Below are 12,777 nucleotides of genomic sequence, written 5' to 3'. Positions count from 1 at the left end.
GCAATATCGGCAGGTACTTCAATTGGACAGGCGCTTCCGCAATATTCGCAGCACACATCATCTAAGCAAGCGTAGCATTGGCTTACGGTTTCAAATAATACATGCGTATTAATGCTATATTTTTGACAAAGAAAATGGACATAATCCATATAACTCATTTTATGGTTATAGGCCCAATAATCCTCACAGACCCGTTTGTCCCAAGCGTTTTGTGTCATGCTCCATTCAATGCTGATGCCCACAACGTACTCCTTTTTAATGACCTGATACCTACGATTAGCATTCCCTTTTTACAGTAATGATATCTATTGAACCAGTCGTGCCTATCATCATTAGCTAGCTATTGAGCAGCATTGTGGCTGTTTTTACTGCTGGCCGTTGATTTTGCACCTACACCGATGACCACAATGGCGCGATTTATTGCGCTCATGCTTAATATCATTGGGTTTAAAGATGTGATAAAAGCGCGGCACAAGATAGTGCTAAGAAAACGAAAACACCACGCCCCTTAATGGGGCTTTTTTTTGGAGCTGAATAAATGCGGGAATCAACAATCAAAAACCTACAAGCCACGATGAAATCGCATGGATTTTATGAAGGACTAGTAGATGGCAACTGGGGTAATCAGTCACACGCAGGGTTTTACGCCATGGCAGAGGCTGCGATACATTGCAAAGCGCATAGCGATGACGATGCGGTAAATAATGAGATTAAACCAGCAGAGCCAACGGGTAAATACAAACTATCAGCTAAATCACTGGCGCGGCTTGACGGCTTGCATCCTGATTTGGTAAAAGTCGTTAAACGGGCGATTGAGATCACAACTGTAGATTTTAGTGTAGGCGAGGGCTTGCGCTCAATCACGCGGCAAAAAGAGCTGTATACGCAGGGCGCTACTAAGACGATGAACAGCCGCCACTTAACCGGCCATGCTGTCGATTTGTTTGCGCTCGATGAAGCTGGCAAAGTTACATGGGATTGGGATTATTACCTCCCTTTAGCTTCTGTTGTGAAGCAAGCTGCTACGGAATTAGGCGTCACGATTGAATGGGGCGGCGATTGGAAAACATTTAAAGATGGGCCGCATTACCAGTTGCCGTGGTCAAAATATTCAAAGTAATCTGAGATAAGCCCTGTCATTAATTTGGCAGGGCATTTTTTTGTGTCTGCGATTTAGTTTGATCTACCTTAAACATCTCAACAACGATTACTATATGATTACTTTTTTCACACCGATAGAAAATAGAACAAAACAGCAGACAATAAAAAACCCTTACAAGCCAATGCTTATAAGGGTTTAAATATGGTGGGCCCAGTATCAACCATATTTAAATATTAACTTATTGATTTTAATGTCTTTATTCGTAAATATTTCTGCTTATACCAACGGTTATACCAACAATTGAATCGAATTATAGATTGATTTTCCAATCAATACTGCAGTAAGTTTGGTCTTAAAATTAATTGTTGTTTATTGTTAAATATAGGTAATATGCTAATTGCAGAATATAACTTATTCTAACTGTATCTTAATATCATTCAGATAATATGTGGGGAAGTAAAATACTAGGAAATCGTGTATATATTCTTACCCCACAGTGGCAAGCAGTTAGGAAGGTGTTTCCTATATTAGTGAGAATTCAATATTCCAACGTCCAGCTTCATTATATTCACCTTTAGCATTCAACTTAAAATATCGGTTTTTATTAGTATCTGAGGTTAGTTGATAGGTTACACCACATTGCGAGTTTAAGCATTGCGCGATAAAGGTACGATTGGTTGCTCTTGGTTCAAACCCCGATATTAATAGCGTCACCTAAGAAAAATAAATTTCATACTCCAGCCCTCTACACTATATAGATAATAGCATATAGAGCTTTTATAACTTATCAGAGTAAGGTTGATTCATGGCATATGCAGATATTGACGATATTTTAAACACCATAATATTGAGGAGTTTACTACCTAATAAGTTATAGTTTTAATAAGAACTTGATCTACTTGAGCGTTAACTATTTCTAGTATCTATCTCAATTTTGAGCATAGCTAGACTATAAAACTGACGACATCAGTGTATTTATAAAGATTCTAATGCTTGCTGGCATGCTTGAGCTAAATAAGGGTCAATACTGTCCTGTTTAAGCAGCCATTTAATATAGCCAGTACCTTCAGAGCTAGCAGCTAAATCTGCAATAGCCTCACCCTTGTGCTTACCAAAGCTTAAATGCGTGGGTATACGCGCCATTTCACTAAATTCATATAAGCTTTCCACATCATTTATCTCATGACCTTGGCTATTAGCTAAATCAATCAGACTACCAAGCACCAGCTCAGTGAAGTAAATATCAGCAATGGCAGCATGTGCATCTCTTGCTTGAGCGCGCGCTATATAACGGTGAAAGTAATAGAGGAGGTATACTAGCTTATGACTCTCAAGCGTAGGAAGCAGGTAGTTAGCCATCGCATTAGTACATATCAGATTAGGAGTATGGGTCACGCCAGCATTTTTCAGAACGGTCATATCAAAATCAATATTATGACCAATCAAGTACTCAACACTGTTAGATAGTCTAAAATCAGTATGAGGCGGCTCATCTGCCACATCCTCATCACAGATATGTGATATTGCCATAGAGCCCAAGCTGATTTCTTTTAGAGGATTAAAGCGCTTCGCTCTTGGTGCTTGCAATACAGTCACCTTGGAAAGTACCCTAAGCATGCAAGATAGAACCTTAATATGTGGTTGCTCCAAATATGAGGTTACTCACTTTTCAAGATATTTCACCATTTAAAAATTATTATTACGTTTTTTAGTAAACGGCTAAACTCAAGCTTCAGAAATTGTTAATCTATTTCGGGCTTACTAATCGCGCGCCATAATATAATGAACAGCTCATCGAAGTTATCATTCAGAGGAGCTGGGTTTCTCCGTATAATATGCATTAATCCTAAGCGGCTAATAAAGCCTATAAACACATCAAATAAAGTAAATAAAGGCACCGTATCATTCAATATGCCTTGTTCCTGCCCATCTCTCAACACCTGTAAATAAGAATCAACTAACTCTTTATTATCATAAATGGCAATTTCGCGATAACGCGAAACTGGCACTGCTGTGGACAATACCATCATAGCATCTGGGCTTTTATCAATAAAATCGAAAAATACCCAAAGAGTTTTACGAAGGCGATCTTTAACACTATCAATACCTTGCAAATGATCAATCATACGGATCGCTAAACGTCCTAACACTCTATTTAAAATAGTGTAAATGATGGTTTGCTTGTCCCCAAAATAATTATACAAAGTTTTTAATGACATATTTGCTGCATTTGCTATCTGTATCATGCTCACTTCGGAGGGATCATGATTTGAAAATAACAACAGCACTGCTTTTTCAAGTTTGTTTAAGGTTGCTGGTCGCATAGCTGATATTGGTTTTAATTGTTTGTTCCTCAGTTTACTCTTCAAAGCCTTGCCTGCCATTTTCACATTCTCCAATTCATAGTTTGCATTTTGTTATCCTCTAATTTTTCTATTAGCCTGTATATAAATCGCCGATTGAACAAGTTTGCTATTTAGAAAAATATCTCCTGAATAAAGTATATGAGGATAATCTATATTATCTTTATTGTATAATTGATTGCAATATGTATTGCAACTGCATAATATAATTCCTACAAACCTTATTTAATAAGTTTTTATAGGTTATATAAAATGATAATATTTATTATCATTATTTTATATAATGCGATTATGAAATATGAAAACCAGTATTTTGAAGGTTTTCAAACACACTAAACTAGGAAAGGAAGCCATGACCATGTTAATGACAGAAGAGCAGAAAATGGCCACTGACGGCTTGCGTAAAGTTCTGGATAATGAAATTGAACCAAAGCTGCGTGCTCACGGAGAAGGTTTCATTCCTAAAGAGATGTTAAAAGGCTTTGTTAAGACTTTGACAGAATACGGCCTAATCAAAGCGCCCTTTCCTGAGAGGTGGGGTGGTTTAGGCTTGGATTGGGTGACGCACTTGTTACTTTGGGAAGAAGTGGGTGTTAGCTCAATAGATTTGGCATTACCTATCCTAATTAATGTTTCTGGCGCTGATCTGTTGATTAGAAATGCTCCAGAGCATATCAAAGAAAAGTATGTGCCGGGTCTGCTTTCAGGTGATTTGTTTATAGGCATCGGGATATCTGAGCCTGACGCAGGGTCTGATGTAGCTGCCGCAAGGACTCGAGCAGTGCGTGATGGCGACGACTGGATTATCAATGGAGAAAAAACCTGGATCTCAAACGGCGAGCATATGGATATCTTTATATGCACATGCAAAACTGCTGAGGGCGAATTGACCCATATTTTGGTAGATATGACCACATCAGGCATTGAAGTACGCGGTATTAAAAAAATGGCTTTAAATGGTCAGTCAACGGCACAAGTATTTTTTGGTGATGTGCGAGTCCCTGTGAGCAATACTATTGGTGAATTGGGCTCTGGGTTGAAGAATACGCTTGTGACTTTTGAACGTGCGCGCTGTCATATGGCAGCTTGGGGTTACTCTATTGCTCGTAGATCAATGGAAGAGTCTATTAAGTATAGCCAAGAGCGTTTCCAACACGGCAAGTTGATCGCGGGTCATCAATTAATAGCGGATAAAATCGCTGATATGGCTACTAAAATAGATGCCTCTAGATTACTAACGCTAAGAGCCGCCACTATGATCGATCATGGTATACGTTGTGATAAAGAGTGTGCGATGGCTAAATGGTATAGCACCGAAATGGCGGTCAAAGTTTGCCGTGATGCTGTGCAGATTCATGGCGGCAATGGCGTTACCAAAGAGTATATTGTTGAACGTTTAGCTCGAGAAGCAATTATTGGCACCATCCCCGATGGCACTACTGAAATCCAAAAGTTATTGATAGCGCGTTCGCTGACTGGTATTCAAGCCTTTAGATAAATTTACTCGACGCAATAGTGTCCCAATAAGAGAAAGTATGGGTAAAACAAAGCTGAGTTTTTTAATCAACTAGTAATAAATAGTACTGAGTCAGTAGCCAGTCAGCAAGTTGTAAGGAACATGCTTAATCGACCTAAACCGTGGGTTAATGCATAACAATTAGCTTGACCTGAACGATTAGACTGATTTTAACGATTAAAAAACTCTTAGTATCTGGTTTATTGATGTATGCCAAGGAGAGGCCATCATGTTTAGTACCATTGCTATTATCATAACTTTACTGTTATTGATGTTCTTTGCTTATCGTGGATATTCTGTGTTGATTTTGGCGCCGATATTGGCAGTGTTAGCCGTATTTTTATCAGGTGATTTTTTAAGCAGTATCCCTGCTTATACCGATATATTTATGGGTGGATTAAGTGGATTCTTACTCAAGTTTTTCCCAATATTTTTATTAGGTGCTATGTTTGGGCGCTTAATGGGAGATTCGGGAGCGGCCACAGTCATTGCTAATGCGATCGTCAAGAAGTTAGGGTCAAGCAAAGCTATTCTAGCCATTATTTTAGTATGTGCATTATTAACTTATGGTGGGGTATCTGGTTTTGTTGTAGTATTTGCTATCTATCCGGTAGCCAAGAACTTATTCAAGATTGCAGATATTCCTAAGCGTCTAATCCCAGCAGCGATTTCGGTAGGGTCTTTTACTTTTACCTTGACGGCACTGCCAGGTACACCTGCTATTCAAAACGCTATTCCTATTCCTTACTACAATACCAATCTTTTTGCCGCTCCTATCTTAGGTGTTATCGGCGGGATAATTATGTTCGTGCTGGGTTGGTGGTGGGTACAGTCACGAGCAAACAAAGCTAAATCGGCTGGTGAAGGTTATGGTCAGCATAAGGATGGTTTCGAAGGGGGTATTAATGTTGCGAAAAGTGATATTTCTCAAAATAATACCACTCAAGGCGAAGAGTTCGTAACGGGTCATACAGTTAAGGAAAAAGCCCCAATTTCATTTACGATGGTTATCATACCGCTGATATTGGTTATTGGGATTAATGCGTTACTGGTTTACGCTATCTTTCCTTCGATTGACTTCAGTGCGCTACAGACTCAGTTCCCTGATCTGAATATTGCTGGCTCATTAGGATTATGGTCTATTATTATCTCGTTAGTTATTGCCTGTTTGGTCTTGATTATAATGCGAGTTGGGCATTGGCACAATCTACAAAAAACTATTAATAATGGTACGTATGACTCCATGTTACCTATTTTCAATACCGGCTCTGAAGTAGGGTACGGTGCTGTCATTGCTTCGTTAGCAGGCTTTATCATTATTCGCGACAGTATTTTAAATATAAGTCCTAATAATCCATTAATTTCAGAAGCTATAGCCATGACGACGTTGGCAGGAATTACTGGTTCATCGTCTGGCGGTTTAAGCATTGCCTTAGCGACTCTAGGTGAAGATTATCTACGCATGGCCGTCTCAGCAGGTATTGATCCAGAGCTGATGCATCGAGTCGCCGTTATGGCCTCCGGCGGTCTAGACAGTCTGCCGCATAATGGTGCTGTAATTACTATGCTAGGTATTTGTGGTCTTACTCATAAGCAGGCTTATCTCAACGTGGCGGCGGTTACTATTGCTATCCCGATAATTGCCATCATTGCTGTTATTACCTTAGGAACTGTCTTTGGTTCATTCTAAGCAGCTTGATTAATTATGAGATGTTTACTTAATGATAAATAATAACCAAATATTAATAGAGACATATGCTGCCAATACGCATACCAATAATAGCGCTTTCAAAATTAACGTTCGATAGGAGAACCATACATGAAATTACATATGGAAAATAACGCTTTAGAATTTAAACAAGTAGGGCCAGCGGCTTGGATTACCTTGAATAGACCTGCCGCTATGAACGCCATTAATCTTAATATGATAGATAAGTATGAAGAGCTACTGCCAAAGATTGCTGAAGATAGCAGTGTGAAAGTATTGGTCATTACCGGTAATGGTACAGCCTTTTGTGCGGGTGCGGATCTTAAAGAAATCTTAGTCTCAAACGATGGCCCTGCAGGCGAAGCAGATTTCATTGATCGCTTAACCGTTAACGTGCTTGATGTACTACGTAACTTCCCTAAGCCAGTTATTGCAGCTATTAACGGTATTACTATGGCCGGTGGTTTAGAGACTGCTATGTGTGCGGATATTGTGATAGCTGCAGACAGCGCGCGCATAGGGGACGCTCATGCTAATTATGGCGTCTATCCAGGAGCTGGTGGTGCGGCAGTATTACCAAGATTAATTCCACTTAATGTTGCAAAGTATTTACTTTTCACTGGCGAAACCCTTTCTGCAGAAGAAATGAGAGGCTATGGCTTCGTTAATAAAGTTGTTAGCCCCGATAGCTTGCAAGAAGAAGTGCAAAAACTAGCAGAATTAATAGCGGAAAAAAGCCCTATAGCGCTAAAAAGAATGAAAGTAGTTGCTAATGCCAGTGCAGACAAATCGCGTGATGATGCGTTGCAACAGGAGCAAGTGTTGTTCCGTGCTCATATGCGCTCTTACGATATGCAAGAAGGTCTCACCGCGTTCAGTGAAAAGCGTAAACCAGAGTTTCGCGGCTATTAACTTAAGTTATTTTTCAAATAATTTTTAATCAGAAAACAAGGGAATGAATCATGAATTTAACCAATAAAGTTGTCGTTATCAGTGGTGGTGCCTCAGGATTAGGTTTAGCTACTGCTCAATATATGGTACGCAATAAAGGGGCTAAGGTAGCCTTATTAGATATGAATCAAGAAGCAGGTGAGGCTGCTGTTGCCGATCTTGGCAAAGATAAAGCCATGTTCTGTCGTACGGATGTGACTTCTGAAGAAGATGTCGATAACGCTATTGCTGCCATCATAGATGGGTTTGGCGCTATCCATGCCGACATCAACGCGGCAGGTATTGTAGCTCCAGCGAAGATTCTAAATAGAGAAGGCAAAGCTTCGGCATTAGCGAATTTTAAAGCAGTAATTAATGTGAATTTGATTGGGCTATATACCGTCATGTCAAAATGTGCTGAAAAAATGGCACTAAATGAGCCTGATGAAAAAGGCGAGCGTGGCGTTATTGTGAACGTCTCTTCTGGTGCTGCTTGGGAAGGCCAAATTGGGCAGAGCGCCTACGGAGCGTCAAAATCTGGCGTTAACGGTCTCAATATACCGGCAGCGCGTGAGTTCGGAAAATTGGGTATTCGAGTTAATTCCATTGCTCCAGGCATGTTTGCGACCCCTATGGTGGAGTCGCTTGATGCAAAAGTTAGTGAAGCTCTTATTGCTATGTGTGAAGCACCTAAACGTATGGGTAATATGGAAGAGTTTGCCTCTACTTGTGCATTTCTAATTGAAAATAGCTACATGAATGGTCGCTATATTCGTCTCGATGCTGCGACGATACTGCAGGCTAGATAATAGAAGGCAGTTTTATGAGTACTCAGCAAGGAAGTTACATTACGCCACCAGAGTTTGGTGAGTTGCTAGTCGTTAGTGACGGAATATTATGGACTAGATTTAAAATACCTAGCAAGTTGGATCATATAAATATTTATTTGATTAGGGATGTAGATGGCTGGTTCGTGATTGATTCAGGTCCTGCCTCCGATGAAAACCGTGACTTGTGGAAAAGCTTAATACAGAACTTACCTAGCCCCGCGAAAATTACCGGTATCTTAATCACTCATTCACACCCTGATCATATTGGACTGGCTGGCTGGTTGGAGGATTATAGCGATGCACCCTTATATATCTCCGAAAAGGAGATTTTACAGGCAAGGCTTGAGAACCGTTATCGCAGTACTAAAGATTACAGTGACTTGCCACATTTCTACAGTCGTATGGATGCCTCACTAGAAGACATGCAAAGTCTGGAGGAGGTTTGGGAGTACTTAGATATGATGTTTGGTTCGTTGCCCACCGAGGTAAATATTGTCAAGTCTGGCGATACGATTGAAATAGGGGGCGAGTCATGGCATCTTTGGTCGGGTTCGGGGCATTCTATAGAGCATATTTGTTTACAAAAGGCTTCGGGAGAGGTGATGATTTCAGGTGATCAAATCATCGAACATATCACGCCCTACGTTGGCCTAAATTATATGAGCCAAGAGACCGATCCTTTAGCCGGTTGGTTAGCAGGTCTGAGCGATATGATTGATTGGATAAGTACGAATGCACTGGTCTTACCCGCACATAATAAGCCGTTTTATCATGGGGATGAAAGAGTTCGTGAAGTGTTGCAGCACCATCAAACCTCGTTAGATAAACTGCGGAAAAACCTCGACCAATGGCGCACTGTCAACGAGTTAAGTTCGGTATTGGGATGGGCAAAGAAAAAAGGTTTTGCACGTTGTTTAGCGCTTGAAGAGACGTTCGCTCACGTTACTTATTTGGTGAATACTGGAGAAGTAGTTTGCGAGACTGCAGAACTATCCGGTGTCTTGTACTACCAGTTAGCTTAAACAATTATATTTTTTAGAGATCGTCTAAAAAGTTATAACCTTTGGTTTCATGGTAAATGTAAGAGATTCGATAGCAGGATTAGGCTGTAAAGATAAACAAGGGACTACCACTTATTAAGGATAATAAACATGTTAATTAATTTTAGTAATCATATGGCAGCACTCGCGCAGCGTTACGGAGATCGTGAAGCCTTAGTAAATATAGAGCGTAACCGCAGATATACTTTTTCTGAATTTCACCTCTTATCCAATCAAATCGTCAATATGATGGTCAGCTTAGGATTAGGTGTTGGCGATCGCTTTATCAATATTCTGGATAATGACAATCTATCATTGATTCATGCTCCAACTATTTTTAAAGGCGGCGCTACTGGTGCCTTCACCAATTTTAGAGATTCGCTTGAAGAGCATACTTGGCAGGTGGCGGCTGCTAATGTGAAAGTTGCATTTATTGAAACGTCATTACTCAAAACACATTATGAAATGTTAATAGGGCAAGGCATTACTATCGTCGTTATGGATAAGCCAGAAGATAGCTTAGAGGGTGTCCTTTATTTTTGGGAGCTAGTAGATCAGGCCCCTGATCATAATCCTGATTTTGAATTAGATGATCGTGAGCATTGTGCGCTGATTCGCTTTACTGGTGGTACGACTGGCAAAGGTAAGCCAGCTATGTACTCTATGGATAATTGGTTCAGCTGCCGTGATACGGCCTTTGCTTTTGATGACAAGGATATATGGGCCGATGAACCAAGATGCATTCACGTAGCGCCTATCAGTCATGGTAGTGGCATGCTTGTATTGCCAACGTTATATTCGGGTGGCTGTACGATTACCCAAAACAGCCCTGATTTGAATGCTTACTGCGCTAATATTGAAAAAGAAAAGGCTACGCTGACATTCTTAGTGCCTACCATACTTTATCGCCTGCTAGAGATTGAGTCTGATTTAAGTACGCTTAAGTATGTGGTTTATGGCGCAGCACCTATGAGCCCAGGAAAACTCAAATTACTTCAGGCAAAGCTAGGTAATATATTCATACAGGGATATGGGTCTACCGAGCACTTTGGTTTTGCATTGAACATGAGCACCCAAAAACATATTATAAAAACAGAAGTGGACGAAGTTCGATTAGGTTCCGCTGGTCAACCTACACCTAGTGTTGAGTGTGTTATCGTTGACAGTGAAGGCAATACACTGCCACAGGGCGAGACAGGAGAGCTCTGGGTACGCTCACGTAGTGTCTGCCAAGGATACCTGAATGCCCCTGAGCTTACCGCTGAGGAATTCCATAATGGATTTTGGAAGTCGGGTGACTTAGGTTATATGGATAAAGAAGGCTTTATTTATCTTGTCGACCGCAAAAAAGACATGATTATCTCAGGTGGTTTTAATATTTATGCCAATGAAGTCGAGTCTGCTCTTAATAGCCATGCGGATGTCTTTCTAGCTGCAGTAGTAGGTATCCCTCATGAAGAGTGGGGTGAGGCTGTACATGCTGAGGTTATTCTTAGAGACAATGTTAGCTTGACAGATCTTGAGCTCATTGCGCATGTTAAAAACCTGATTGGTAGCTATAAAGCGCCAAAAACTATCTTAATTGTTGAGCAGATTCCCACTAGTGTGGTTGGTAAAGTGCTACGTAGAAAGGTGCGTGAAAAATACTGGAGCGAGGCTCGTAAAATCTCTTAGTAAGGTACTTGATATTCACAGCCTAGTCTTTACAACTGGTGTTGATGGATAAATATTTACTTTCTAAAATTAATTCAAAGGAATGACCTATGAGTGACATTTATATTACTGGCGTTGGCATGACCAAGTTTGGCCGTCATATAGAGCGCAGTTATAAGGATTTGGTGCGTGAAGCGGTAGAACAGGCATTGACCGATGCCGGTGCTGAATTGGAGCAAGTTAAGCAAGCTTATTTTGCTTCCTGTGTTATCGGCTTTATGCAGGGTCAACACATGATTCCTGGTCAGGTAGCTTTACGCTCGATGGGCTTTCAAAGTATCCCAATCTTTAATATCGAAGGGGCTTGCGCGTCTTCTAGTACCGCCTTACATTTAGCAGCGATGGCGATCAAAAGTGGCTCGTGTGATATCGCTATTGCGGTAGGAGCTGAAAAAATGATCAATGAGGATAAGGCTAAGATGTTTGCCGCTTTTGACTCAGCTTGGGATGTAAGTACGGTTGCGGATAATCGGGATACCTTATTGGCGATGGGCGCAGGCTTTGAATGTCCTGAAGGCTCGCAATCTCCGAAACCGTACTCGATGTTTATGGATGTATACGCCGCCTTTAGTCGCCATCACATAAATACTTTTGGTACTACGCAAAGACAAATCGCGGCTGTCTGTGCAAAGAACCATACCCACTCTGTGCATAACCCACTGGCTCAGTATCAACGACCTTATACGATAGAAGAGGTATTGGCAGCACCACCTATCACATATCCGCTCACTCTGCCTATGTGCGCGCCCATCTCTGACGGTGCTGCGGCTACGGTCTTATGTAATGCGGAAGGGTTAAAGCGTCTAAAGGGTGATGCTAAACGTGCCATCAAGCTATTGAGTAGTGTCGTGCGCTCAAGCTCAGATCGCAGTTTTGAGGATTATAAAAACCACCTTACTGCGCTTGCTGCTACCGAAGCTTATGAAAAGGCGGGCGTCTCTCCGGCCGACGTAGATGTCGCTGAGGTACATGATGCTACGGCTATGGGAGAGATTATTCAGGTGGAAAATCTTCAACTGGTCGGTTATGGCGAGGCGGGTAGAGCAGCAGAAGCCGGCGAGCTGACAATCGGTGGCCGTGTCCCTGTCAACCCATCAGGCGGTCTTGAGTCCAAAGGACACCCGATTGGCGCAACCGGACTAGGTCAAGTCTATGAGCTGGTGACCCAACTACGGGGCGAAGCTGGCAGGCGTCAAGTAGAGGGCGCGCGAATTGCTATTCAAGAAAATGGTGGCGGTATTTATGGAGTAGAAGAGGCTACTGCCGTTATCAATATCTTTGCTATGCAGTAGTATTTAACTAACTCATTATTGGCATTGATAAGGATATCAACATATAACAGGGAAGAGAGGAATGATGCTTTATACAAAAAGGCTATCTGTAGGATTGGCTATGGTAGCAACCTGCGCATCTGCGCAAGCGATCGATATTGTGACAACGGGCGATACAACATTGAGTATCGGTGGTTATATCAAAGCAGAAGGGGTATTTAATTCGCCTGATGAGGGAGATTCGGAGTTTAAGGGAAACTTACGCCAGTCACGTATTAATGTGAAGACGACCAAGTCTGTGGAG

11 protein-coding genes and 1 pseudogene are annotated in these 12,777 nt (G+C 41.3%); 9 read left to right on the top strand and 3 right to left on the bottom strand.

Translation table 11 applies throughout. The features are described 5' to 3' along the window. On the bottom strand, nucleotides 1-242 hold a 242-nt coding region (locus B3V51_RS08990; protein ID WP_286708294.1), incomplete at its 3' end, for a hypothetical protein. A gap of 296 nt (nucleotides 243-538) precedes the next feature. Between B3V51_RS08990 and B3V51_RS08985 the strand changes: the two genes are divergently transcribed. Further along, nucleotides 539-1,120 (top strand): M15 family metallopeptidase, encoded by a 582-nt coding sequence (locus B3V51_RS08985; protein ID WP_286708293.1) that lies wholly within the window; start codon nucleotides 539-541, stop codon nucleotides 1,118-1,120. Between the two features lie 957 nt (nucleotides 1,121-2,077). On the opposite strand, the gene B3V51_RS08980 is transcribed toward B3V51_RS08985, so the two are convergent. Together B3V51_RS08980 and B3V51_RS08975 are read right to left on the bottom strand one after the other, a co-directional pair. Further along, nucleotides 2,078-2,719, bottom strand: a complete 642-nt coding sequence (locus tag B3V51_RS08980; protein ID WP_101212840.1) for a DNA polymerase III subunit epsilon — start codon at nucleotides 2,717-2,719, stop codon at nucleotides 2,078-2,080. Between the two features lie 125 nt (nucleotides 2,720-2,844). Further along, nucleotides 2,845-3,486 (bottom strand): TetR/AcrR family transcriptional regulator, encoded by a 642-nt coding sequence (locus B3V51_RS08975; protein ID WP_101212838.1) that lies wholly within the window; start codon nucleotides 3,484-3,486, stop codon nucleotides 2,845-2,847. 331 nt (nucleotides 3,487-3,817) lie between these two features. On the opposite strand from B3V51_RS08975, the gene B3V51_RS08970 reads away from it, so the two are divergent. The 8 genes and pseudogenes from B3V51_RS08970 to B3V51_RS08935 form a co-directional block, all read left to right on the top strand. Beyond that, nucleotides 3,818-4,963: an acyl-CoA dehydrogenase family protein gene (locus tag B3V51_RS08970; protein WP_101212836.1), complete on the top strand. Its 1,146-nt coding sequence runs from the start codon at nucleotides 3,818-3,820 to the stop codon at nucleotides 4,961-4,963. 247 nt (nucleotides 4,964-5,210) lie between these two features. Continuing rightward, the gene (locus B3V51_RS08965; protein WP_025650715.1) at nucleotides 5,211-6,671 is read left to right on the top strand and encodes a GntP family permease; all 1,461 of its coding nucleotides are present in this window, start codon (nucleotides 5,211-5,213) and stop codon (nucleotides 6,669-6,671) included. 129 nt (nucleotides 6,672-6,800) lie between these two features. Beyond that, the gene (locus B3V51_RS08960) at nucleotides 6,801-7,601 is read left to right on the top strand and encodes an enoyl-CoA hydratase/isomerase family protein (protein WP_228706538.1); all 801 of its coding nucleotides are present in this window, start codon (nucleotides 6,801-6,803) and stop codon (nucleotides 7,599-7,601) included. A gap of 50 nt (nucleotides 7,602-7,651) precedes the next feature. Then, complete coding sequence (locus tag B3V51_RS08955) at nucleotides 7,652-8,428, top strand: SDR family NAD(P)-dependent oxidoreductase (RefSeq protein WP_025650713.1); 777 nt, start codon at nucleotides 7,652-7,654, stop codon at nucleotides 8,426-8,428. A gap of 14 nt (nucleotides 8,429-8,442) precedes the next feature. Then, nucleotides 8,443-9,471, top strand: a complete 1,029-nt coding sequence (locus B3V51_RS08950) for an MBL fold metallo-hydrolase (protein ID WP_025650712.1) — start codon at nucleotides 8,443-8,445, stop codon at nucleotides 9,469-9,471. Between the two features lie 129 nt (nucleotides 9,472-9,600). After that, the gene (locus B3V51_RS08945; protein WP_025650711.1) at nucleotides 9,601-11,163 is read left to right on the top strand and encodes a class I adenylate-forming enzyme family protein; all 1,563 of its coding nucleotides are present in this window, start codon (nucleotides 9,601-9,603) and stop codon (nucleotides 11,161-11,163) included. Between the two features lie 89 nt (nucleotides 11,164-11,252). Beyond that, nucleotides 11,253-12,494, top strand: a complete 1,242-nt coding sequence (locus tag B3V51_RS08940) for a thiolase family protein (protein ID WP_025650710.1) — start codon at nucleotides 11,253-11,255, stop codon at nucleotides 12,492-12,494. Nucleotides 12,495-12,594: 100 nt separating this feature from the next. Continuing rightward, a pseudogene (locus tag B3V51_RS08935) lies at nucleotides 12,595-12,777 on the top strand (hypothetical protein); the annotation flags it as partial.

The organism is Psychrobacter sp. UBA2514 (assembly GCF_002341255.1).
GTDB classification, from domain to species: domain Bacteria; phylum Pseudomonadota; class Gammaproteobacteria; order Pseudomonadales; family Moraxellaceae; genus Psychrobacter; species Psychrobacter pacificensis.
This window is presented reverse-complemented; position numbering and strand designations above follow the sequence as displayed.

Coding starts and splice junctions, on each gene's coding strand:
- B3V51_RS08985 (WP_286708293.1), top strand. CDS start 539: ATGCGGGAATCAACAATCAAAAACCTACAAGCCACGATGAAATCGCAT.
- B3V51_RS08980 (WP_101212840.1), bottom strand. CDS start 2,719: ATGCTTAGGGTACTTTCCAAGGTGACTGTATTGCAAGCACCAAGAGCG.
- B3V51_RS08975 (WP_101212838.1), bottom strand. CDS start 3,486: ATGGCAGGCAAGGCTTTGAAGAGTAAACTGAGGAACAAACAATTAAAA.
- B3V51_RS08970 (WP_101212836.1), top strand. CDS start 3,818: ATGACCATGTTAATGACAGAAGAGCAGAAAATGGCCACTGACGGCTTG.
- B3V51_RS08965 (WP_025650715.1), top strand. CDS start 5,211: ATGTTTAGTACCATTGCTATTATCATAACTTTACTGTTATTGATGTTC.
- B3V51_RS08960 (WP_228706538.1), top strand. CDS start 6,801: ATGAAATTACATATGGAAAATAACGCTTTAGAATTTAAACAAGTAGGG.
- B3V51_RS08955 (WP_025650713.1), top strand. CDS start 7,652: ATGAATTTAACCAATAAAGTTGTCGTTATCAGTGGTGGTGCCTCAGGA.
- B3V51_RS08950 (WP_025650712.1), top strand. CDS start 8,443: ATGAGTACTCAGCAAGGAAGTTACATTACGCCACCAGAGTTTGGTGAG.
- B3V51_RS08945 (WP_025650711.1), top strand. CDS start 9,601: ATGTTAATTAATTTTAGTAATCATATGGCAGCACTCGCGCAGCGTTAC.
- B3V51_RS08940 (WP_025650710.1), top strand. CDS start 11,253: ATGAGTGACATTTATATTACTGGCGTTGGCATGACCAAGTTTGGCCGT.